Consider the following 20,111-nt stretch of genomic DNA (forward strand, 5'->3'; position numbering starts at 1 on the left):
GGGCGCCGGGCCGGACCTCGAGGCCCGCAGGACAGACCCTAGAGGTCGCGCTGCCACTCCTGGCAGGCGTCCATGATCCGGTAGCCGAGCTCGACGTTCACCGCCACCATCGGGCCGTTCTGGACGGCGTTCCAGGTGTCGATGCGGGCTACCTCCGGGTGCGCCTCCGACAGAGCCTGGGTGTTCGCGACCTTCAGGGCCAGGCCGAGCCGGTGACCGCAGTGCGCGGCGTGCACCAGGGTGTCCCACTGGTAGGCCCGGCCCGGCTCGTGCCGGGGTACGGCGAGCTGGGTGTGGCCGGCGAGCGAGCCGTCCGGCGCGACGGCGACGGTGGTGAACAGGGTCCGGCCCTGTGCCGCCGCGCGGTCCTCCGTCTCCCGCAGCCGGGCGACGTCCCAGACCTCCTGCTCGTAGTCGACGTCTCCCAGCGGCGCGTCGACCGAGAGCCGGCCCTTCAGCTCGGCGTACTGCTCGGCGTACTCCGCGGGACACGCGCCCGACCAGGACACCAGGCGGTAGTCCGAGGCGCGCTGGACGGCCTTCCCGGCGAGCGTGCGCAGGTGCACCGGCTCGACCGGCAGCCGGAGCTGGCGGCGCAACTCGGTGTTGCGCAGCGTGAAGCCGACCTTCTCGGCGAACCTGGCTCCGGGCCACTCCTCCCGCGGTGTCCCGTCGGGGACGTTGACCTCGGTCATCAGGCTGGTGCGTCCCTCGGCGCGCGCTCGCTCGACCACGTGGGCGTACAACGCGCTCCCCACGCCACGCCCACGATGCGCGGGCGGGACCCCGAGTTCGAAGACCACCAGTCGGGGGTTCTCCCGCAGCGGGAACAGCAGCTCCGCCGCCCCGACCACCGCTCCGCTGCCGTCCACGGCGACGAACGGCTCCCTGCGCATGCTGGAGTCCGGCGTGCGGTAGGTGGCCAGCACCTCCGGGAGGGTCCACGCGGGCGGGTCCTGCAGGCCTGCCATCAGACCGGCATGAGTCACCGCGTGCCAGCGTCCCAGCGCGGCGTCGTCGGCGACGTCGACGGTGGAGATCGTCACCGACGCGGCATCACGCGCCTCGGCACCGTTGCCCGGCCGCGGCGAGGCGGCCGGGTTCCTCTGCTGCTGGACGTCGTTGTCTTCGCGCACGCGGGGAGCCTGCCACGCCTACTCCCGGCCCGCAAAGCCGTTTTCCGGCGCGTCGCAGGTCGGCGTACTCGGGCGCCGTGGTCCTCGCCGCCAAGCTGCGTGTCGCGCCGTCCTTCTCCAGTCGTACGCAGGCATGTCCGAGCTTGGTGAGCCGCGGCGGGCCTACAGAGCCAGCGCGCGCTGCACGGTCCGGGCGAGCTGGTCGGCGACCTGCTGGGCGTGTTCGAACGTCGGCGCCTCGACCATCACCCGCACCACGGGTTCGGTGCCCGAGGGCCGGAGTACGACCCGGCCGGTCTCCCCCAGCTCGGCGGTCGCCGCGGTCACCGCGGCGGCCACGTCGGGGTCGGCGTCGGCCCGGGTCCGGTCGACGTCGCGGACGTTGATCATGACCTGTGGAAGCCTCGTCATGACCCCGGCCAGCTCGTCCAGCGGCCGGCCGGTGGACGCCATTCGCGCCAGCACGTGCGCCGCGGCCAGCACCCCGTCGCCGGTGGTCGCGTGGTCGAGCAGGACGACGTGCCCGGACTGTTCGCCGCCGAGGTTGAACTTGCCGGTCTTCATGGCTTCCAGGACGTACCGGTCGCCGACCTTGGTCTGCTCCACCGCGATGCCCTCACGCTGCATCGCCAGGGAGAATCCGAGGTTGCTCAACACGGTGGCGACCACGGTGTCGGAGGCGAGCCGGCCCGCCTCGCGCAGGCTGAGGGCGAGGATCGCCAGGATCTGGTCGCCGTCGACGACCTGGCCGAACCTGTCGACGGCGAGGCACCGGTCGGCGTCACCGTCGTGGGCGATGCCGACGTCGGCTCCGTGCTCGGCGACCGCGGCGATAAGCGACTCGAGGTGGGTGGAACCGCAACCCTCGTTGATGTTCAGGCCGTCGGGTTCGGCGTGGATGGGGATCACCGTCGCGCCGAGCCGGCCCAGCGTCTCCGGAGCGGTGCGGTAGGCGGCGCCGTTGGCGCAGTCGACCACCACGCGGATCCCGTCGAGCCGGTTGGGCACCGATCGCACCAGGTGGGCGACGTAGGCGTCGAACCCGTCCCGGTCGTCGGTGACCCGGCCCACGCCCGCTCCGGTGGGCCGCTGCCACGGCTCCCGCAGGCGGGCCTCGATCAGATCCTCCAGAGCGTCGTCGAGCTTGTGCCCGCCCCGGGAGAAGAACTTCACGCCGTTGTCCGGCATCGGATTGTGCGATGCGGACAGCATCACGCCGACGTCGACGCCCATGGCGTCGGTCAGGTGTGCGACCGCGGGCGTGGGAATGACGCCAAGCCGAATGACGTCGATGCCCGCGCCCGCCAGGCCCGCCACGACCGCGGCCTCCAGGAACTCCCCGGAGGCACGCGTGTCACGGCCGACCACTGCCCGAGGCCGGTGTCCCTCGAACGCACCGACCTCGCCGAGCACGTGTGCCGCGGCGACCGACAGGTCGAGAGCGAGTTCGGCGGTGAGCTCGCCGTTGGCGAGCCCCCGCACTCCGTCGGTGCCGAACAGTCGGCCCACGGTGAGGACCTACCGCTTGGAGTACTGGGGAGCCTTGCGGGCCTTCTTCAGCCCGGCCTTGCGGCGCTCCTTGGCCCGCGGGTCACGCGTCAGCATGCCGGCCCGCTTCAGCGGCGGACGGTTGGCCTCGGCGTCGACCTCGTTCAGTGCCCGGGAGATGCCGAGCCGCAGCGCGCCGGCCTGGCCGGTGACACCGCCGCCGTCGAGGTTGGCGATCACGTCGTACTGACCGTCCAGGTCGAGCAGGACGAACGGCTCGTTGACGTGCTGCTGGTGGACCTTGTTGGGGAAGTACTGGTCCAGCGTCTTCCCGTTGATCCGCCACTGGCCACTGCCGGGGAAGACCCGCACCCGCGCCACGGCTTCCTTGCGACGACCGGTCGCGGCGGCCGGGCCGATCGCGGCCGGCCGGGGAGCTGCCGAAGCGGCCTCGGGAGCGCTCTCGGAGCTGTAGGCGACGGTCGCGTCGCCCTCGGTCTGGCCGGCGGCGCCCTCGACGGTCGCGCCCTCGGCCTCGACAGTGGTGGTGGACTCAGCCACGGGATTCCTCACTTCGGCGCAGTCGGTTACTGCGAAATCTGGGTGATGGTGTAGGTCTGCGGCTGCTGGGCCTGGTGCGGGTGGTTGGGGCCCGCGTAGACCTTCAGCTTCTTCAGCAGCTTCCGGCTCAGGCGGTTCTTGGGAAGCATTCCCCACACTGCCCGCTCGATCGCCTTACGGGGGTCCTTCTCCAGCAGCTCGCCGTAAGGAACCGCGGAGAGCCCGCCCGGGTAACCGGAGTGCCGGTAGGCGAACTTGGTCTCGCGCTTGTTGCCGGACAGCGCGACCTTCTCGGCGTTGACGATGACGACGAAGTCGCCGGTGTCGACGTGCGGCGCATAGGTCGGCTTGTGCTTGCCGCGCAACAGCGTCGCCGCCTGGCTCGCGAGCCGACCGAGGACGACGTCGGAGGCGTCGATGACGTGCCACTCGCGTGGGACGTCGCCGGGCTTGGGGCTGTAGGTGCGCACAGTCGTCGACCTTCGCTGATCGTCGGGGTAAGCCGTGACATGGCGACACGGCTGGTCTTGGTGTCGAACTTCTCCGGAACAGGAGAGTGCGCTCGCACATGGCAGCAGCCAGCAGGCGCAACGACCGCCCAGAATACTCGGGGCTCGGCGGACTGGTCAAAATGGGTCCGCTTCTGCCCCGGGGTGGGCGCAGAGATCGCCCCCGGCCACCGTCCAGGCTCGGTTCCGACGAGCAGGATACCCCGCTTCGTCCGGATCCGTGTGACACTCGAGCACGCACGAACAGTTGCCGTCCGCACACCCTCGGCAACTAGGCTGGTGGGGTGCTCGCCGCTCGACGTCGCCACGTCCGGGCGACCGGCGCGGTCGCCGGTGCGGTCATCTTCGGGGTCGTACCGGCCGTGCTGGTCTCCGCCTGCGCGGTGCTGCCGGTGGCGGCCCCCTCCCCCACGCCGTCGCCGACCCCCGTCGTGCTCAACGGTCCGAAGCCGACAAGCTTCGCGTTCCTGCGCGCACCACGGAACGCGGTCCGGGGTGACAGCCTGATCGCCTCCCAGCGGACACTCGTCACCCATCTGGACATCCCGTGGGGTGTCGCGTTCCTGCCCGACGGAAGCGCCCTGGTCACCGAGCGCGCCAAGCGCCGCATCCTGCGGGTCGGGCCGCGGCGCACCGCGAGCGGCGAGCTGACCGTCACTCCCCTGACCTCCGTCGAGGGCGTGTACTCCAACAACGAGGGCGGGCTGCTCGGCATCGCGGCGTCCCCCCGCTTCGCCCGCGACAGGACCGTGTTCATCTACTACACGACGAAGGTGGACAACCGGATCGCCCGGCTGCGCCTCGTCGGGCCCAGGCCCAGGCCGGAGGCGATCGTCACCGGGATCCCGCTGGCCGGCGTCCACAACGGCGGCCGGCTGGCGTTCGGCCCGGACGGATATCTGTACGCCAGTACCGGCGACGCCTCCCGCGCGGGCGCGTCCCAGGACGTTCGCAACCTCGGCGGGAAGATCCTGCGGATGACCACCGACGGCAGGCCCCCGCCGGGCAACCCGTTCCCCGGCTCCCTGGTCTGGTCGTACGGTCACCGCAACCCCGAGGGGATGGCCTGGGACGCGAGCGGCCGGATGTACGTCGCGGAGATCGGCGAGGCGATGTGGGACGAGCTCAACCTCGTCCAGCCGGGCCGCAACTACGGCTGGCCCAAGGTGCAGGGCATGGGCCGGATGGCGGGGATGACCAACCCGATCGCCGTGTGGCGCCCCGAGGTCGGCGTGACCGACGGCATCGCCATCATCGGGCACGCCGCGCTCATCACCTGCCTGCGCGGGCAGCGGATCTATCTCGTGGACCTCGGCCGGCCGATCGACTTCGCCAGCACCCGGATCGTCGGCGCGGGCACGGGCGAGGCGAGCATCCGGTGGCGACCGGCCGCCGGTGTGCTGGGCCGGCCGCTGGCGGCACTGGTCGGGAAGTACGGCCGGCTGCGGGCGGCGATCGTCGCACCGGACGGCAGCGTGTGGCTCACCACGTCCAACCGGGACGGACGCAACCAGCCGGTGGCCGAGGACGATCGGATCATCCGGCTCACCCTGCGCCCGGCCGCGATGCCGGGTACGACCGGCGGCTCCGGTGCCACGGCAGGTCCGGTGCCCGGCGAGCCCGGGACCGCCCTTCCCACGCAGCCCGGTGCGACGCCCGGGTCGACGGCCGGACCGACCGCAGGACCGACTTCGCGCGCGCCCGGTCGAACGCGCGGTCCGCTGCCCAGCCCGATGCCCAGTCCGATGCCCAGTCCGATGCTGAGTCCGGCGCCGAGCCCGCGGGTCCGCTGACGCCCTGCCGTGAGCCCCGGCCGGTCCGGAAACCGATGGGACGGATCGGACGATCGTGTACGAAGCGCCGGCTGTCGCTGTCGGACGGAAAGCGTCCGTCGCCTCGTTTCCCCGTCCCGACCTGGGGAATCAATGCCCCGATGATCGACCTTGACCCCGTGCTCCGCCCCTGGCGGGGCACCACGCCCTGGCAGACACCGCTGCCGAACTGGGGACGAGAGAGTGCCGGATCGGCCTTTCGGTCCCTGGTCCGCGCGTACGGGTTGAGCCTCACCGCCTACGAGCCGCCGGACGAGGAGTGGATCGTGGTCCGCAACGGCGAGGCCACCGCTATCGCCTCCGCGTTGGTCCCACTCGCGTTCGTCACCGACGGGCTGGCCACGATCGTCCGCACGGCGCTGCCGCACCTGACCCTGGTGGCACTCGCCTCGACCGTCGCGGTCGACTACCGCGCGTCCGCCGAAGTCCTGCGCGACACGCTGTTGCGCGACGGCTGGACGAACGACTTCTCCCCCGAGGGGTTCTGCGTCTCCGACCTGCTGGTGGAGAGCGTCCAACCGGTCTAGCACCGGCCGGTCGCCGGCCCGGCACGCGGCGCGCTCGCGCCGACGTACCCGCGGCCCTGGGTCAACGCACCCGGCGGACCCGCCCCTCGTCCCACACCGGTTCGTCGGACTCGTAGACCTCTCCGTCGGCGCCGAACACCAGGAACCGGTCGAACCCGCGCGCGAACCACCGGTCGTGCGTCACCGCCAGCACGGTCCCCGCGTACGACGCCAGCCCCTCCTCCAGCGCGTCCGCCGACGCCACGTCCAGGTTGTCGGTCGGCTCGTCGAGCAGCAGCAACGTCGCACCGGACAACTCCAGCAACAGGATCTGCAGCCGTGCCTGCTGCCCGCCCGACAGCGAGTCGAAGGTCTGCTCGCTCGCCTCGGCGAGTTCGTACCGGTCCAGCGCCCGGGCCGCCTCCTCCCGCGGCATCCCCGCACGGTGCTCGTCCCCGCGGTGCAGGATCTCCAGCAGGGTGCGGCCGACGAGTTCGGGATGCTCGTGCGTCTGCGCGAACCAGCCCGGTCGCACCCGGGCGCCCAGTTTCGCGCGTCCGGTGTGCGTGACGGGGGTGATCACCGCGTCGCCGACCGGCAGGTGTTCGCGTTCGGGCAGCGTTCCGCCGGCGGCCAGCAGCCGCAGGAAGTGGGACTTGCCCGAGCCGTTGGACCCCAGCACGGCCACGCGTTCGCCGTACCACACCTCCAGGTCGAACGGCTTCATCAGACCGGTGAGCTCCAGGTCGGTGCACACCACCGCGCGCTTGCCGGTGCGCCCGCCGCGCAGGCGGACCTTGACGTTCTGCTCGCGCGGCACCGCCTGCGGCGGGCCCTTCTCCTCGAACTTCCGCAGCCGGGTCTGTGCCGCCTTGTAGGCCGCGGCCATGCCGTCGTTGAGCGTGGCCTTGAGCTTGTACAGCGCCACCAGATCCTTGAGCTTCTGGTGCTCCTCGTCCCAGCGCCGGCGCAGCTCCTCCAGCCGGGCGAACCGGTCCCGCCGGGCCTGGTGGTAGGTCGCGTACCCCTGCGGATGGGTCCAGGCGGTGTTGCCGGCCGCACCCAGCTCGACCGTCACCACCCGGGTCGCGGTGTTGGCGAGCAGCTCGCGGTCGTGGGAGACGTACAGCACGGTCTTCTGGCTCTCCCTGAGTCGCTCCTCGAGCCAGCGCTTGGCGGGTACGTCGAGATAGTTGTCCGGCTCGTCGAGCAGCAGCACCTCGTCCGGCCCGCGCAGCAACGCCTCCAGCGCCAGCCGCTTCTGCTCACCGCCGGACAGCGTGCGCACCTCGCGGTAGCGCGCCCGGTCGAAGGGCAGGCCGATCGCCTCGGTGCAGCAGACGTCCCACAGCACCTCGGCGTCGTAGCCGCCGGCGTCCGCCCAGTCCGACAGAGCCTGGGCGTAGCGCAGCTGGGTCCGCTCGTCGTCGCGTTCCATCATCGCCAGCTCGGCCCGGTCGACCGCGGCCGCGGCCTCGCGCACCCGCGGCGGCGCCACCGACAGCAGCAGCTCGGCCACGGTGGTGGCGTCGCGCACGCTGCCGACGAACTGCCGCATCACGCCCAGCCCGCCGCCCCGGGTCACCGCGCCGTCGTGAGGGGCGAGGTCACCGGAGACGATCCGGAGCAGAGTGGTCTTGCCCGAGCCGTTCGCACCGACCAGGGCGACCTTGGCACCCTCGCCGACGCGGAACGACACGTCGTCCAGCAGCACCCTGCCGTCGGGGAGCTCATACCTGATACCGGCCACATCCACATGTCCCACGAGACCCAAGTGTGACGGCCGGGCCCGGCCGGAGCGAATTCGTTTTCCGCCCCGGGCCGCTCAGGCGGTTGTCGCCGTCCGCCGGTTTGCCCGCCCTCGTCGGCCTCGTCGGCGTCAGGCGGCCTCGGCCAGGCGGCCTCGGCCAGGCGGCCTCGTCCGGGCAGCCTCGTCCGGGCAGCCTCAGCCGGGCAGCCTCAGCCGGGCGGTCGTACGGCGAGCACGCGGAAACCCTTGGCGCTGGCGTGCCGCTCGCATCGCCAGCCCTGCTCGGCCAGCCACCGCTGCAGCGAGTCCGCGCCGAGGTTGCGGCCCACCACCAGCCACGCCACACCGTCGGGGGCGAGCCGGGGAAGCCAGCGCTCGAGCAACGCGTGCAGGGCCGGCTTGCCGATCCGGATCGGCGGGTTGGACCAGATCTGGTCGAACCGTACGTCGTCGGGCACATCGTCGGGCGCGGCCACCCGGACCCGCTCGGCCACCCCGAGCCGTACGGCGTTCTCCCGGGTCAGGTCCAGGGCCCGGGTGTTGACGTCCACCGCCCACACCGTGCTGCCGGGGACCTGGGTCGAAAGCACGCTCGCGATCGGCCCCCAGCCGCAGCCGAGGTCGAGGAACGTGCCCGGCCGCGCGGGCGGTGGCACCTCCCGCAACAGCACCGAGGTGCCGAGGTCGAGCCGGTCGCCGGAGAAGACACCGGTCGAGGACCCGAGCGTGTAGTTCTGTCCGTACGCCGAGAACGTCACCGTCCGGGGCGTGGCCTTCGACTCCGGTGTGGTGGCGAAGTAGTGGTCGCTCACGGTGCCGGTGTCCTCCTTCGGCGGGCCTGCTCGGCCCTGGCGGCGAGTTCCTCGGCCGGCGGGTAGCCGACCTCCTCAAGCGTCAGCCCACGAGCGGGTACGACATGCACGCCGGAGTCGCGGACGCGCCCGGTCAGCACCTGCGCCGGCCACTCGGCCGGACGCCCGCCCTCGCCCACGCGCAGTAGGGCTCCCACCAGCGCCCGGACCATCGAGTGGCAGAACGCGTCCGCCACCACCCGGCAGACCAGCAGCCCGGACGCATCGCGCTCCCACCCCAGCTCCAGGAGCCGCCGGATCGTGGTGGCACCCTCCCGGCGCCGGCAGAACGCCGCGAAGTCGTGCTCGCCGAGCAGCAGGCCGGCGGCGGCGTTCATGGCGGTGAGGTCCAGCGGCCGGCGATGGTGCTGGAGCACCTCGTGCCGGCGCAGGGGGTCCTCCGCGGCCGGGTCGGCGCAGACCCGGTAGGCGTAGCGCCGCCACAGCGCGGAGAAGCGGGCGTCGAAGCCGGGCGGTGCCAGGCGTACGTCCCGGACGCGGACGTCGGGCGGCAGCGCGCCGAGCAGCCGGGTGGTCAGCGCCAGCTCGGGGGTCCTGGTGGAGCGGCCGGACGCCGCCGCGAAGGACGCGGTGGGTACGTCGACGTGACACACCTGGCCGCGGGCGTGCACACCCGCGTCGGTGCGGCCGGCGCAGGTGACCGCGGCCGGTCCGGACAGGCGGAGCACCCGGACCAGCGCCTCCTCCACCTCACCCTGCACGGTGCGCTGACCCGGCTGCGCGGCCCAGCCTGCGAAGTCGGTGCCGTCGTAGGCCACGTCCAGCCGCAGGCGTACGTCCCGCTCCCCGGGCTCGCCATGCTCGCGGTGCTGACCCTGCTCACCCGGCTTGTCCGGGAGGCACGCGAGCCCGCCGGCCTCCTGGGTGGGAGGCACAGCGGGCTCGTCGTGCGCGGGTGGACGGTCGGCCGTCAGGACTTACCGTCCTGGTCGCCCTCACCGGCCTGCTCGGCACCGCTGGAGTCGGCCGAGTCCTGCGCCGGGGTCTCCGCCGAGGTGTCCTGCGCCGGGGCCTGCGCCTCGGTCGTGGTCTCTTCCTCGGTGGCGGCCGCGGCCGGAGCCGGCGTCGCGGCGGACCGGTTGCCGCTCGGCGACGACGTGGTGACCGGGCCGCTCTCGACCAGCTCGATCACCGCCATCGGGGCGTTGTCGCCCTTGCGCGGGCCGATCTTGGTGATGCGGGTGTAGCCACCCGGGCGGCTTTCGAAGCCCGGGCCGATCTCGGCGAACAGGGTGTGCACGACCTGCTTGTCGCGGATCACCGAGTGCACCTGCCGACGCGCGTGCAGGTCACCTCGCTTGGCCTTGGTGACCAGCCGCTCCGCGAACGGGCGCAGCCGACGGGCCTTGGTCTCCGTCGTCGTGATGCGGCCGTGGCGGAACAGCGACGTCGCGAGGTTGGCCAGCATCAGCCGCTCGTGCGCGGGGCTGCCGCCAAGACGGGCGCCCTTGGTGGGAGTAGGCATCGAACAGGTTCTCCTTCCTGCACCGGCCGGATCAGGTACCGGTGGCAGTGCGGGCGAGTACGCGGTGGTCTCGCCCGCGGATGGGTGGGGTCACAAACTGCTGTGCGACCGCGCAGTACGTCAGTACTGCTCGGTCTCGGCGTAGCTCTCTTCCTCCTCGTCGAAGGAGTCGACCGCCGCCGTCGGGTCGAAGCCAGGCGCGCTGTCCTTGAGGGACAGGCCCATGCCGACCAGCTTCTGCTTCACCTCGTCGATGGACTTGGCGCCGAAGTTGCGGATGTCCAGCAGGTCCTGCTCGCTGCGCGAGATCAGCTCGCCCACGGTGTGGATGCCCTCGCGCTTGAGGCAGTTGTACGACCGGACGGTGAGGTTGAGGTCCTCCACCGGAAGCGCCAGGTCGGCGGCGAGCTGGGCGTCCACCGGCGACGGGCCGATGTCGATGCCCTCCGCGTCGACGTTCAGCTCCCGGGCCAGACCGAACAGCTCGACCAGGGTCTTGCCCGCGCTGGCCACCGCGTCGCGCGGCCGCATGCTCGGCTTGGTCTCGACGTCGACGATCAGCCGGTCGAAGTCGGTGCGCTGCTCGACGCGGGTCGCCTCCACCTTGTAGGTGACCTTGAGGACCGGCGAGTAGATCGAGTCGACCGGGATCCGGCCGATCTCGGCGTCCGCCCGCTTGTTCTGGACGGCGGAGACGTAGCCGCGGCCGCGCTCGACGACCAGCTCCATCTCCAGCTTGCCCTTGCTGTTCAGGGTGGCGATCTGCAGCTGCGGGTTGTGCACCTCGACACCGGCCGGCGGCGCGATGTCGGCCGCGGTGACGTCACCGGGGCCCTGCTTGCGGAGGTACATCGTCACCGGCTCGTCGTGCTCGCTGGAGACGACGAGCTCCTTGAGGTTGAGGACGACCTCGGTCACGTCCTCCTTCACCCCGGGGATGGTGGAGAACTCGTGCAGGACACCGTCGATCTTGACGCTGGTGACCGCCGCGCCGGGGATCGACGACAGCAGCGTGCGCCGCAGGGAGTTGCCGAGGGTGTAGCCGAAGCCCGGCTCGAGGGGCTCGAGGACGAACCGCGAACGGTGTTCGTCGACGACTTCCTCGGTCAGGGACGGGCGCTGTGCGATGAGCATGATTCGTTCCTTTCCGCGACATCCGCCATATGACGTCGCGAATGGGTGATACCCCGGGGGCGCGTGGCCCCCGGGGGTTGGATCAGACCTTCGAGTAGTACTCGACGATCAGCTGCTCCTGGACCGGGATGTCGATCTGGGACCGGACCGGGAGCTGGTGGACGAGGACCCGAAGGCTGCCGGGGAGAACCTCCAGCCAGCCGGGAACGGGTCGTTCGCCGTGGGTTTCGCGGGCGATCACGAACGGCGTCGACTCACGCGACTTCTGCCGTACGTCGATCACGTCGTGTGCACTGACCTGGTAGCTCGGCACGTTGACCTTCTGGCCGTTGACCTGGAAGTGGCCGTGCACGACCAGCTGCCGGGCCTGCCGCCGGGTCCGGGCGATGCCGGAGCGGTAGATCACGTTGTCGAGCCGGCACTCCAGCAGCTGCAGCAGGTTGTCGCCGGTCTTGCCCGCACGACGGTGGGCCTCCGCGTAGTACCGGCTGAACTGCTTCTCCAGGATGCCGTAGGAGTAGCGAGCCTTCTGCTTCTCCCGCAACTGCAGGAGGTACTCGCTCTCCTTGATGCGGCCGCGGCCGTGCTGGCCGGGCGGGTACGGACGGCGCTCGAACGCCTTGTCGCCGCCGACGAGGTCGGTTCCGAGTCGGCGCGACTTCTTGCTCATCGGTCCGGTGTAACGGGCCATGGTTGAGTCCTACTCCTTCGTGATACGCGCAGACCGGATCAGACGCGACGCCGCTTCGGCGGGCGGCATCCGTTGTGGGGCACGGGGGTGACGTCCTGGATCGTGCCCACCTCGAGGCCGGTGGCCGTGAGGGAGCGGATCGCGGTCTCGCGGCCGGAGCCCGGCCCGCGGACGTAGACGTCGACCTTCTTCATGCCGTGTTCCATCGCCCGGCGGGCAGCCGCCTCGGCGGCCATCTGCGCGGCGAACGGCGTCGACTTGCGCGAGCCCTTGAAGCCCACGGTGCCGGCGCTGGCCCAGGCGATCACCGAACCGTTGGGGTCGGTGACGGTCACGATCGTGTTGTTGAACGTGCTCTTGACGTGCGCGTGCCCGAAGGCGATGTTCTTCTTTTCCTTGCGGCGCACCTTCTTGGCGGCGCCGGCGGTCCTGCTCTTGGGAGGCATGAGCTCGGCAAACTCCTGAAGTCGAGGTGGGAACGACGTCCCGGATTCGGTTGACGATGCGGGCTGGGTGGAGCCGGCGGACTACTTCCGGCCGACCTTCTTCTTCCCGGCGACGGTCTTCTTGGGGCCCTTACGGGTGCGCGCGTTGGTACGCGTGCGCTGACCGTGTACGGGGAGACCGCGGCGGTGCCGCACGCCCTCGTAACAACCGATCTCGATCTTGCGCCGGATGTCGGCGGAGACCTCACGACGGAGGTCACCCTCGGTCCGGTAGTTCGCCTCGATCCAGTCGCGGAGCTTCACCAGCTCCTCGTCGCCCAGCTGGTGGACGCGGAGGTCGGGGTTGACCCCGGTGCCGCCGAGCGTCTCCAGGGCGCGGGTGCGACCGATGCCGAAGATGTAGGTGAGTGCGACCTCGATGCGCTTGTCGCGCGGAAGGTCGACACCGACGAGTCGTGCCATGTGGGGCAGGTTCCTTTCGGTTTGCGGAGGTCTGCTCACGTGCCGCGCCCCGGTCTGCCCTGGACCGCCGAGCCTTTCTGCTCGGGCGTTCCGACCGGGCCCCGGCCTCCGACCGGGGGTGACACCGGTGCGGATGCACCGATGAGCGGTCACGCTTGGTTGGGTGTGATCCACACCCGCTGGCGAACCGCGCCAGGCTCAGCCCTGGCGCTGCTTGTGCCGCGGGTTCTCGCAGATCACCATGACCCGGCCGTGCCGCCGGATCACCTTGCACTTGTCACAGATCTTCTTGACGCTGGGCTGGACCTTCATGACTTCTTCTCCGGACGGGAGCGCCGCTCCCATCAGTCCACTCGGCGGGCTGGCCCCGCGTACGGGAATGTCGGCTCCACGGGGGCGGCACCCCCGCGCTGCTGCTAGCGGTAGCGGTAGACGATCCGCCCACGAGTCAGGTCGTAGGGTGAGAGCTCCACCACGACGCGGTCCTCGGGAAGGATCCGGATGTAGTGCTGCCGCATCTTGCCGCTGATGTGCGCGAGGACCTTGTGGCCGTTCTGGAGCTCCACGCGAAACATCGCGTTGGGGAGCGCCTCGACCACCGTGCCCTCGATCTCGATGACACCTTCCTTTTTCGGCATGTCCTCCGCACTTCGCCTGGCTTGTGTGAACGTCGCGGGCGTACGTCTTGGTCACCGCCCACCCGCATCTGTGCCCGCCCACGCACAATCGACCAGCCGCTGGGCAGGGAGAGACCGACGTCAGAGTTTACGTCACGGGTGGGCAGGATGCGAAACCGGCACCGAACCGACGCCACACCGCGCTCTCGATCGGGTCGAAGAAGCGGTCGGAGGCCACCGACTCGGCCCTAGCCGTCCTCCGAAATGCCTCCGAACCGGGTCGATCCGACCGGGCTCGACGGCTGTTTTGATCTTGGCCTGATCCTCGCCCGATCCTCGCCCGATCCTCGACCCGAACCCGCCCGGCGCCCGGTCAGTCCCGGACGTACCGCCTGCCCACCGTGATCGCGGCCAGGATGGCGCCCCACGGGCCGGCCACCCAGATCGGCCAGAAGTACTCAAGATCCCAGTTGGTGACGCTGACCAGGATCCAGACCACCAGGTTGACCGCCACGGCCGCGGCCCAGATGGTCCACATGACCGCGAGCCCCTTGTCCCGGCGAGACCGGCGGGCGGGCTCGCCGGTCGTCGACGCGGGCCGGTCCGGGACGACCGCCTGGGTGTGCGGTGTGCGGCTCACCGGGAGGTCGCGGACGAGCGGCTCGAGCTCGCCGTAGGTCTGCGCGGAGTAGAGCGTGTCCAGGCGGTCCTGGAACTCCCCGAGGGACAGTCGTCCCTCCGCGTGTGCGTCGCGAAGGCGGGAGGCGATCTTCTCCCGGTCGCCGTCGGAGGCGCGCATGTCCGGTCCATATGGCACGTGGACAGTCTGCCCGGCCGCACCCGGGACCGCATCCGGGATGTCCCCCCAGGGGAGGCGGGAGGAAACCCCCTGGCCGGTGGTGGGGTCCGCCCTACCCGGGAGCCCGCGCTCCTACCCGGACGACTGGTGTCACCTACCCGGGTAGCCGGTGTGTCCTATCCGACGGGCTGGTGGCCCTGGCCGCCGACCGCGATGCCGAGCTCGGCGAACTTCGCCGCTCCCCCGTCCAGCGCGGTGAGCACCCACGGCCCGGTCTCGGTCAGCGCCACCGTGTGCTCCACGTGCGCCGCCGTGCCGCCGTCACGGGTGACCACCGTCCAGTCGTCGTCGAGGACGTCGGTGTCCTGGGAGCCCAGGGTGATCATCGGCTCGACCGCGATCGTGAGTCCCGGCTGCAGCCGCGGGCCCTTGCCGGGCTTGCCGAGGTTGGGGACGTTGGGGGGCTGGTGCATCTGGGTGCCGATCCCGTGTCCCACGTAGTCCTCGACGATGCCGTAGTCGCCCTGGCCGCGCACGTGCGTCTCCACCGCGGCGGAGACGTCGCTGAGCCTGCCGCCGGTGCGCACCGCGGCCAGACCCCGCCACAACGCCTCCTCGCAGACCCGGGCGAGTTCGAGCAGCCGCGGCTCGACCTCCCCCACCGGGACGGTGATCGCCGCGTCGCCGTGCCAGCCCTCCACGATCGCGCCGCAGTCGATGGAGATGAGGTCACCCTCACGCAGGGTCCGGCCGCCCGGGATCCCGTGCACCACCTCGTCGTTGACCGAGGTGCAGATCGAGGCCGGGTAGCCGTGGTAGCCGAGGAACGACGGCACCGCCCCGCTGGCCCGGATCCGCTCCTCGGCCAGCGCGTCGAGGTCGGCGGTGGTGACGCCCGGCGCCACCGCCGCGCGCAGTGCCTCCAGGGTCTGCCCGACCACCACGCCGGCCGCCCGCATGAGCGAGATCTCGGCGGGCTTCTTCAGGTGCAGTCTGCGGTCTGAGAACACGGTGCCTCCTGTCGCTCCGCCTATTTCGCGAGCGCGGACAGCACCCGTTCGGTCACCTCGTTGACCTCACCCATGCCGTTCACCGGCACCAGCAGGTGGCGACCGTCGTACACGTCGAGCAACGGCTCGGTCTGCTCGGCGTACACCTCGAGCCGGCGCCGGATGACGTCCTCGGTGTCGTCGCTGCGGCCGCTCTCCTGGGCGCGGTTGAGCACCCGCTTGACCAACTCGTCGGAGTCGACCGTGAGCACCAGCACGCGCTCCAGCGACACGCCCTCGTCGGCGAGGATGTCGTCGAGCGTGCCCACCTGGGCGAGCGTGCGCGGGTAGCCGTCGAGCAGGAAGCCGCTCTCGGTGTCCGGCTCGTCCAGCCGGGCCCGCACCATGCCGTTGATGATCTCGTCGGGGACGAGCTCGCCTGCGTCGAGGTAGCGGGCCGCCTCCCGGCCGAGGAGCGTGCGGTCCTCGACGTTCTGCCGGAGGATGTCGCCGGTCGAGATGGCCGGAATGCGCAGTCGTTCGGCGATCTTCTTGGCCTGGGTACCCTTGCCCGCTCCGGGTGGACCCATGATGAGCAGGCGCGTCAACGCAGGAACCCTTCGTAGTGCCGCTGCTGGAGCTGGCTCTCGATCTGCTTCACCGTGTCGAGACCCACCCCGACCACGATCAGGATGGACGTGCCGCCGAACGGGAAGTTCTGGTTGGCCCCGATGAGCGCGAACGCGATCAGCGGGATCAGCGCGAGCACACCGAGGTAGAGGGACCCCGGTGCGGTGATGCGCGAGAGCACGTACTGCAGGTAGTCCTCGGTGGGCTTGCCGGCGCGGATGCCCGGGATGAAGCCACCGTGCTTCTTCATGTTGTCGGCGACTTCGTTCGGGTTGAACGTGATGCCCACGTAGAAGTACGTGAACGCGACGATCAACAGGAAGAAGCCGAGCATGTAGGCCGGATGGTCGCCTCGGGAGATGTTGGTGGTGATCCACTGCGCCCACGGTGCGTTCGGATTGAACTGAGCGGCGAGCACCGGCACGTAGAGCAGGCTGGAGGCGAAGATCACCGGGATGACGCCGGCCTGGTTGACCTTGAGCGGGATGTACGTCGAACTGCCGCCGTAGGCGCGCCGGCCGAGCATCCGCTTGGCGTACTGCACCGGAATCCGGCGCTGGGCCTGTTCGACGTAGATGACGGCGCCCATGATGACCAGGCCGATCGCGATCACCGCGAGGAAGGTGACCCAGCCCTTCTGCTGGCGGATGCCCCACAGCGCGGTCGGGAAGCCCGCCGCGATCGACACGAAGATCAGCACCGACATCCCGTTGCCGACGCCGCGGTCGGTGATCAGCTCGCCGAACCACATGATCACGCCGGTGCCGGCGGTCATCGTCAGCACCATCGTCACCAGGGTGAGGATGTTGTCGTTCGGGATGATCGTCTCGTTGCAGCCCTGGAACATCCGGCCCGACCGAGCCAGCGCCACGATGGTGGTCGACTGCAGGATGGCCAGACCGATGGTGAGATATCGGGTGTACTGCGTGATCTTCTGGGTGCCGGAGTGCCCCTCCTTCTTGAGGCTCTCCAGGCGCGGGATGACGACCGTGAGCAGCTGGATGATGATGCTCGCCGTGATGTACGGCATGATCGTGAGCGCGAAGACCGACAGCTGCAGCAGCGCGCCGCCGGAGAAGAGGTTGAGCATCCCGTAGATCTGGTTGCCGCCACCCGACAGCGCGGGATTCAGGCAACGGCGTACGGCCGCGGCGTCCACCCCTGGTGTGGGCAGCACCGAACCGACCCGGAACAACGCGATGATGAAGAGCGTGAAAAGCAGCTTCTTGCGCAGGTCCGGCGTCTTGAACGCGTTGACGAACGCGGTGAGCACCCAGTCCTCCTGCGTACCGCCTGACGGCGGATCCTCGTGATCGGTGGACACCACTGGGAACCGACGCGACGCCGCCCCGGAGCCCTGACGTTCCCTCGGACAATACAGCCCGCTCGGGCCGGCGACGCCGCACGGGGCGCCCTGGCGGGGTTCCCAGGAACCTTACCGCCAGCGGCGCCCCACTTTGTCGCGTGTGTGACGAACTTCTACAGCTCGGTGACCGTGCCGCCCGCCGCGGTGATCTTGTCCCGGGCGCTCTGGGAGAACCTGTGGGCCGTCACCTCGAACGCCGCCGACGCCTCGCCGGTGCCGAGGACCTTGACCGGGCGGTCCGGGCGGACCGCACCGTGGGCGACCAGCGCCTCGACGGTGACGTTGCCGCCGTCGGGGTAAAGCGCGCTGATCTTGTCCAGGTTGACCACTTGGTACTCCGTGCGGAAGGGGTTCTTGAAGCCCTTCAGCTTCGGCATCCGCATGTGCAGCGGCATCTGGCCGCCCTCGAACATCGCGGGGATGCTGCCACGGGCCTTGCTGCCCTTGGTGCCGCGCCCGGCGGTCTTGCCCTTGCTTCCCTCACCGCGACCCACCCGGGTGCGGGCGGTCTTGGCGCCGGGCGCCGGCCGCAGGTGGTGGACGCGCAGCGGCGTGCCGCCCGCGCCCTCCCGCTGTGCCGTGTTGTTCTTGGCCTGGCTAGCCATCGTCAGTCGACCTCCTCGACCGCGACGAGGTGGGAAACCGTCGCGATCATGCCCCGGATCTCGGGACGGTCCTCCTTGACCACCACGTCGTGCAGGCGCTTGAGCCCGAGCGACCGGAGGGTGTCCCGCTGGTTCTGCTTGCGGCCGATCGCCGATCGGACCTGGCGGACCTTGAGCTGCGCCATCACGCGCTCACCTCCGCCCGGGCCCGCAGCAACGCGGCCGGAGCGACGTCCTCGACCGGCAGCCCGCGGCGTGCCGCGACCTTCTCCGGCGCCTCGAGCAACCGCAGCGCCTCCACCGTCGCGTGGACGATGTTGATCGCGTTGGAGGAGCCGAGGGACTTGGACAGGATGTCGTGGATGCCCGCGCACTCCAGTACGGCGCGCACCGGTCCGCCGGCGATCACACCGGTACCGGGCGAAGCCGGGCGGAGGAGGACGACACCGGCCGCCTTCTCGCCCTGCACGGGGTGCGGGATCGTGCCCTGGATACGGGGGACCTTGAAGAAGTGCTTCTTGGCCTCCTCGACGCCCTTGGCGATCGCGGAGGGCACTTCCTTCGCCTTGCCGTAGCCAACGCCCACGGTGCCGTCACCGTCGCCGACGACGACCAGCGCGGTGAAGCTGAAGCGCCGGCCACCCTTCACGACCTTGGCGACACGGTTGATCGAGACGACGCGCTCGATGTAGGCGGTCTTCTCCGCCGCCGAACCGCCCCGACGTTCGTCCCGGCGGTCCCGGCGGTCACCAGTGCCGCTACCGCGGCGCTGCTGGGGTCCAGCCATGGTTACCTCTCTTCTCCTGGTCGAACGTCAGAACTCGAGCCCGGCTTCGCGGGCCCCGTCCGCGAGCGCGGCGACGCGCCCCTGGTACCGGTTGCCGGCGCGGTCGAACACCACCGCGGACACACCCGCGGCCTTCGCCCGGTCGGCGACCAAAGCGCCGACCTGACGGGCCCGCGCGGTCTTGTCGCCGTCCGAGGCACGCAGGTCGGCCTCCAGCGTGGAGGCGGACGCCAGCGTGTGGCCCGCGGTGTCGTCCACGACCTGCGCCACGACGTGGCGAGCGGACCGGGTGACGACCAGGCGGGGACGCTCGGGCGTACCGAAGATCTTCTTCCGCACCCGCAGCTGGCGGCGCAGTCGCGCGCGCGTCTTGGCGTTGGCGGTCCTGTGGCTGCTGAGACTGGCGGCCATCGCTTACTTACCCGCCTTTCCGACCTTGCGCCGAATCTTCTCGCCGGCGTAACGAATGCCCTTGCCCTTGTACGGCTCCGGCTTGCGCAGCTTGCGGATGTTGGCGGCGACCTCACCGACCTGCTGCTTGTTGATCCCGGAGACCGAGAACTTGGTGGCCGTCTCCACGGCGAACGACACCCCTTCGGGGGCGTCGAACGTGATCGAGTGGCTGTAACCGAGCGAGAGCTCCAGCTGGGTCGGGCCCTTGGGCACGACGCGGTAACCGACGCCGACGATCTCCAGCTTGCGCTCGTAGCCCTGCGTCACACCGATGATCATGTTGGAGACCAGCGTGCGGCTGAGCCCGTGGAGCTCCTTGCTCCTGCGCTCGTCGTCGGGGCGCCTGACCTCGAGCTGCCCTTCGTCCTGGACGACCGTGATGGGTGCCGAGACGGTGTGCGCCAGGGTTCCCTTGGGCCCCTTCACGGTGACCGTCTGGCCATCGATCGACACGTCGACGCCCGAGGGCACCGGGATGGGGAGCTTGCCGATGCGGGACATGCGGTGTTCCTCCTTCCCGTTCCCGTTACCACACGTAGGCGACGACTTCGCCGCCTACGCGACGCTGGGTGGCCTGCCGGTCTGTCAGCAGCCCCTGCGACGTCGAAATGATCGCGATGCCAAGTCCGCCGAGCACCTTCGGCAGGCCGGTCGACTTCGCGTAGACCCGCAGGCCCGGCTTGGAAATCCTCCGGATACCCGCGATGGAGCGCTCCCGGCTGGGACCGAAGCGCAGCTGCAGCACGAGGGTCTTGCCCACCTCGCCGGCCTCCGGCTCCTCGACCCGCCAGCCGGCGATGTAGCCCTCCTGCTGAAGGATCTCGGCGATGCCCGCCTTGAGCTTGCTGTAGGGCATCGAGGTGGTGTCGTGATAAGCCCGGTTGGCGTTCCGCAGACGGGTCAACATGTCTGCGATCGGGTCGGTCATGCTCATAGGTCTGGCCACTTTCTCACCACGGTTTCCGGGACTCCGGACCTGAGGTGACTAGTTGGGAAGGCGATGCCTGTGGTCG

The 20,111-nt window shown here is 70.6% G+C and carries 26 protein-coding genes; 2 read left to right on the forward strand and 24 right to left on the reverse strand.

Annotated features, from left to right (window positions below; translation table 11 throughout):
- Positions 1-38: 38 nt before the first annotated feature.
- The 4 genes from F4554_RS22090 to rplM all read right to left on the reverse strand — a co-directional run bounded on the left by F4554_RS22090 (position 39) and on the right by rplM (position 3,655).
- Complete coding sequence (locus tag F4554_RS22090) at positions 39-1,136, reverse strand: GNAT family N-acetyltransferase (RefSeq protein ID WP_337796157.1); 1,098 nt, start codon at positions 1,134-1,136, stop codon at positions 39-41.
- Positions 1,137-1,298: 162 nt separating this feature from the next.
- Positions 1,299-2,645, reverse strand: a complete 1,347-nt coding sequence (gene glmM / locus F4554_RS22095; protein WP_179789340.1) for a phosphoglucosamine mutase — start codon at positions 2,643-2,645, stop codon at positions 1,299-1,301.
- Between the two features lie 9 nt (positions 2,646-2,654).
- Positions 2,655-3,185, reverse strand: a complete 531-nt coding sequence (rpsI, locus tag F4554_RS22100; protein WP_179789341.1) for a 30S ribosomal protein S9 — start codon at positions 3,183-3,185, stop codon at positions 2,655-2,657.
- A gap of 26 nt (positions 3,186-3,211) precedes the next feature.
- Positions 3,212-3,655, reverse strand: coding sequence for a 50S ribosomal protein L13 (gene rplM, locus F4554_RS22105; protein WP_179789342.1), 444 nt, complete (start codon positions 3,653-3,655; stop codon positions 3,212-3,214).
- A gap of 323 nt (positions 3,656-3,978) precedes the next feature.
- On the opposite strand from rplM, the gene F4554_RS22110 reads away from it, so the two are divergent.
- The gene (locus F4554_RS22110) at positions 3,979-5,487 is read left to right on the forward strand and encodes a PQQ-dependent sugar dehydrogenase (protein WP_337796158.1); all 1,509 of its coding nucleotides are present in this window, start codon (positions 3,979-3,981) and stop codon (positions 5,485-5,487) included.
- 140 nt (positions 5,488-5,627) lie between these two features.
- Positions 5,628-6,053, forward strand: coding sequence for a hypothetical protein (locus F4554_RS22115; RefSeq protein WP_179789343.1), 426 nt, complete (start codon positions 5,628-5,630; stop codon positions 6,051-6,053).
- Positions 6,054-6,114: 61 nt separating this feature from the next.
- On the opposite strand, the gene F4554_RS22120 is transcribed toward F4554_RS22115, so the two are convergent.
- The 20 genes from F4554_RS22120 to rpsH all read right to left on the reverse strand — a co-directional run bounded on the left by F4554_RS22120 (position 6,115) and on the right by rpsH (position 20,032).
- Positions 6,115-7,797 (reverse strand): ATP-binding cassette domain-containing protein, encoded by a 1,683-nt coding sequence (locus F4554_RS22120; RefSeq protein ID WP_179789344.1) that lies wholly within the window; start codon positions 7,795-7,797, stop codon positions 6,115-6,117.
- Between the two features lie 194 nt (positions 7,798-7,991).
- Positions 7,992-8,594: a methyltransferase gene (locus F4554_RS22125; protein WP_179789345.1), complete on the reverse strand. Its 603-nt coding sequence runs from the start codon at positions 8,592-8,594 to the stop codon at positions 7,992-7,994.
- Positions 8,591-9,529 (reverse strand): tRNA pseudouridine(38-40) synthase TruA, encoded by a 939-nt coding sequence (truA, locus tag F4554_RS22130; protein WP_179789346.1) that lies wholly within the window; start codon positions 9,527-9,529, stop codon positions 8,591-8,593. Before truA ends, F4554_RS22125 begins: the two co-directional genes overlap by 4 nt.
- Positions 9,530-9,564: 35 nt before the next feature.
- On the reverse strand, positions 9,565-10,119 hold the full coding sequence (gene rplQ / locus F4554_RS22135; RefSeq protein WP_179789347.1) for a 50S ribosomal protein L17: 555 nt from the start codon (positions 10,117-10,119) through the stop codon (positions 9,565-9,567).
- A 120-nt stretch (positions 10,120-10,239) separates the two neighbouring features.
- Complete coding sequence (locus F4554_RS22140) at positions 10,240-11,253, reverse strand: DNA-directed RNA polymerase subunit alpha (RefSeq protein WP_092884122.1); 1,014 nt, start codon at positions 11,251-11,253, stop codon at positions 10,240-10,242.
- Between the two features lie 82 nt (positions 11,254-11,335).
- Positions 11,336-11,944, reverse strand: coding sequence for a 30S ribosomal protein S4 (rpsD, locus tag F4554_RS22145; protein WP_179789348.1), 609 nt, complete (start codon positions 11,942-11,944; stop codon positions 11,336-11,338).
- A gap of 38 nt (positions 11,945-11,982) precedes the next feature.
- Positions 11,983-12,390, reverse strand: a complete 408-nt coding sequence (rpsK, locus tag F4554_RS22150; protein WP_092884124.1) for a 30S ribosomal protein S11 — start codon at positions 12,388-12,390, stop codon at positions 11,983-11,985.
- A gap of 81 nt (positions 12,391-12,471) precedes the next feature.
- Positions 12,472-12,852, reverse strand: coding sequence for a 30S ribosomal protein S13 (gene rpsM / locus F4554_RS22155; protein WP_179789349.1), 381 nt, complete (start codon positions 12,850-12,852; stop codon positions 12,472-12,474).
- A gap of 198 nt (positions 12,853-13,050) precedes the next feature.
- Positions 13,051-13,164: a 50S ribosomal protein L36 gene (rpmJ, locus tag F4554_RS22160; protein ID WP_020575560.1), complete on the reverse strand. Its 114-nt coding sequence runs from the start codon at positions 13,162-13,164 to the stop codon at positions 13,051-13,053.
- A 104-nt stretch (positions 13,165-13,268) separates the two neighbouring features.
- Positions 13,269-13,490, reverse strand: coding sequence for a translation initiation factor IF-1 (infA, locus tag F4554_RS22165; RefSeq protein ID WP_092653844.1), 222 nt, complete (start codon positions 13,488-13,490; stop codon positions 13,269-13,271).
- Positions 13,491-13,842: 352 nt separating this feature from the next.
- Positions 13,843-14,286 (reverse strand): DUF1707 SHOCT-like domain-containing protein, encoded by a 444-nt coding sequence (locus F4554_RS22170; RefSeq protein WP_337796159.1) that lies wholly within the window; start codon positions 14,284-14,286, stop codon positions 13,843-13,845.
- A 158-nt stretch (positions 14,287-14,444) separates the two neighbouring features.
- Positions 14,445-15,278 (reverse strand): type I methionyl aminopeptidase, encoded by an 834-nt coding sequence (gene map / locus F4554_RS22175; protein ID WP_179789350.1) that lies wholly within the window; start codon positions 15,276-15,278, stop codon positions 14,445-14,447.
- A gap of 20 nt (positions 15,279-15,298) precedes the next feature.
- Complete coding sequence (locus F4554_RS22180; RefSeq protein WP_179789351.1) at positions 15,299-15,865, reverse strand: adenylate kinase; 567 nt, start codon at positions 15,863-15,865, stop codon at positions 15,299-15,301.
- Positions 15,862-17,160 carry a preprotein translocase subunit SecY gene (gene secY, locus F4554_RS22185; protein ID WP_179791709.1) on the reverse strand — a complete coding sequence of 433 codons (1,299 nt, stop codon included), beginning with the start codon at positions 17,158-17,160 and terminating at the stop codon, positions 15,862-15,864. The genes F4554_RS22180 and secY overlap by 4 nt, the downstream gene beginning before the upstream one ends.
- A gap of 206 nt (positions 17,161-17,366) precedes the next feature.
- On the reverse strand, positions 17,367-17,858 hold the full coding sequence (gene rplO / locus F4554_RS22190; protein WP_179789352.1) for a 50S ribosomal protein L15: 492 nt from the start codon (positions 17,856-17,858) through the stop codon (positions 17,367-17,369).
- A 2-nt stretch (positions 17,859-17,860) separates the two neighbouring features.
- A complete protein-coding gene (rpmD, locus tag F4554_RS22195) occupies positions 17,861-18,043 on the reverse strand; it encodes a 50S ribosomal protein L30 (RefSeq protein WP_179789353.1) in 183 nt (60 codons plus the stop codon).
- Complete coding sequence (rpsE, locus tag F4554_RS22200) at positions 18,043-18,645, reverse strand: 30S ribosomal protein S5 (RefSeq protein WP_092653833.1); 603 nt, start codon at positions 18,643-18,645, stop codon at positions 18,043-18,045. The genes rpmD and rpsE overlap by 1 nt, the downstream gene beginning before the upstream one ends.
- Before the next feature lie 27 nt (positions 18,646-18,672).
- Complete coding sequence (rplR, locus tag F4554_RS22205; RefSeq protein WP_179789354.1) at positions 18,673-19,056, reverse strand: 50S ribosomal protein L18; 384 nt, start codon at positions 19,054-19,056, stop codon at positions 18,673-18,675.
- A gap of 3 nt (positions 19,057-19,059) precedes the next feature.
- A complete protein-coding gene (rplF, locus tag F4554_RS22210; protein WP_179789355.1) occupies positions 19,060-19,599 on the reverse strand; it encodes a 50S ribosomal protein L6 in 540 nt (179 codons plus the stop codon).
- 25 nt (positions 19,600-19,624) lie between these two features.
- Positions 19,625-20,032 carry a 30S ribosomal protein S8 gene (gene rpsH / locus F4554_RS22215; protein WP_179789356.1) on the reverse strand — a complete coding sequence of 136 codons (408 nt, stop codon included), beginning with the start codon at positions 20,030-20,032 and terminating at the stop codon, positions 19,625-19,627.
- Between the last annotated feature and the right edge of the window lie 79 nt (positions 20,033-20,111).

This window comes from Actinopolymorpha rutila, assembly GCF_013407855.1.
Classification (GTDB): domain Bacteria; phylum Actinomycetota; class Actinomycetes; order Propionibacteriales; family Actinopolymorphaceae; genus Actinopolymorpha; species Actinopolymorpha rutila.

Coding starts and splice junctions, on each gene's coding strand:
- F4554_RS22115 (WP_179789343.1), top strand. CDS start 5,628: ATGATCGACCTTGACCCCGTGCTCCGCCCCTGGCGGGGCACCACGCCC.
- rplQ (WP_179789347.1), bottom strand. CDS start 10,119: ATGCCTACTCCCACCAAGGGCGCCCGTCTTGGCGGCAGCCCCGCGCAC.
- F4554_RS22140 (WP_092884122.1), bottom strand. CDS start 11,253: ATGCTCATCGCACAGCGCCCGTCCCTGACCGAGGAAGTCGTCGACGAA.
- rpsD (WP_179789348.1), bottom strand. CDS start 11,944: ATGGCCCGTTACACCGGACCGATGAGCAAGAAGTCGCGCCGACTCGGA.
- rpsK (WP_092884124.1), bottom strand. CDS start 12,390: ATGCCTCCCAAGAGCAGGACCGCCGGCGCCGCCAAGAAGGTGCGCCGC.
- rpsM (WP_179789349.1), bottom strand. CDS start 12,852: ATGGCACGACTCGTCGGTGTCGACCTTCCGCGCGACAAGCGCATCGAG.
- rpmJ (WP_020575560.1), bottom strand. CDS start 13,164: ATGAAGGTCCAGCCCAGCGTCAAGAAGATCTGTGACAAGTGCAAGGTG.
- infA (WP_092653844.1), bottom strand. CDS start 13,490: ATGCCGAAAAAGGAAGGTGTCATCGAGATCGAGGGCACGGTGGTCGAG.
- rplO (WP_179789352.1), bottom strand. CDS start 17,858: ATGGCTAGCCAGGCCAAGAACAACACGGCACAGCGGGAGGGCGCGGGC.
- rpmD (WP_179789353.1), bottom strand. CDS start 18,043: ATGGCGCAGCTCAAGGTCCGCCAGGTCCGATCGGCGATCGGCCGCAAG.
- rpsE (WP_092653833.1), bottom strand. CDS start 18,645: ATGGCTGGACCCCAGCAGCGCCGCGGTAGCGGCACTGGTGACCGCCGG.
- rplR (WP_179789354.1), bottom strand. CDS start 19,056: ATGGCCGCCAGTCTCAGCAGCCACAGGACCGCCAACGCCAAGACGCGC.
- rplF (WP_179789355.1), bottom strand. CDS start 19,599: ATGTCCCGCATCGGCAAGCTCCCCATCCCGGTGCCCTCGGGCGTCGAC.
- rpsH (WP_179789356.1), bottom strand. CDS start 20,032: ATGAGCATGACCGACCCGATCGCAGACATGTTGACCCGTCTGCGGAAC.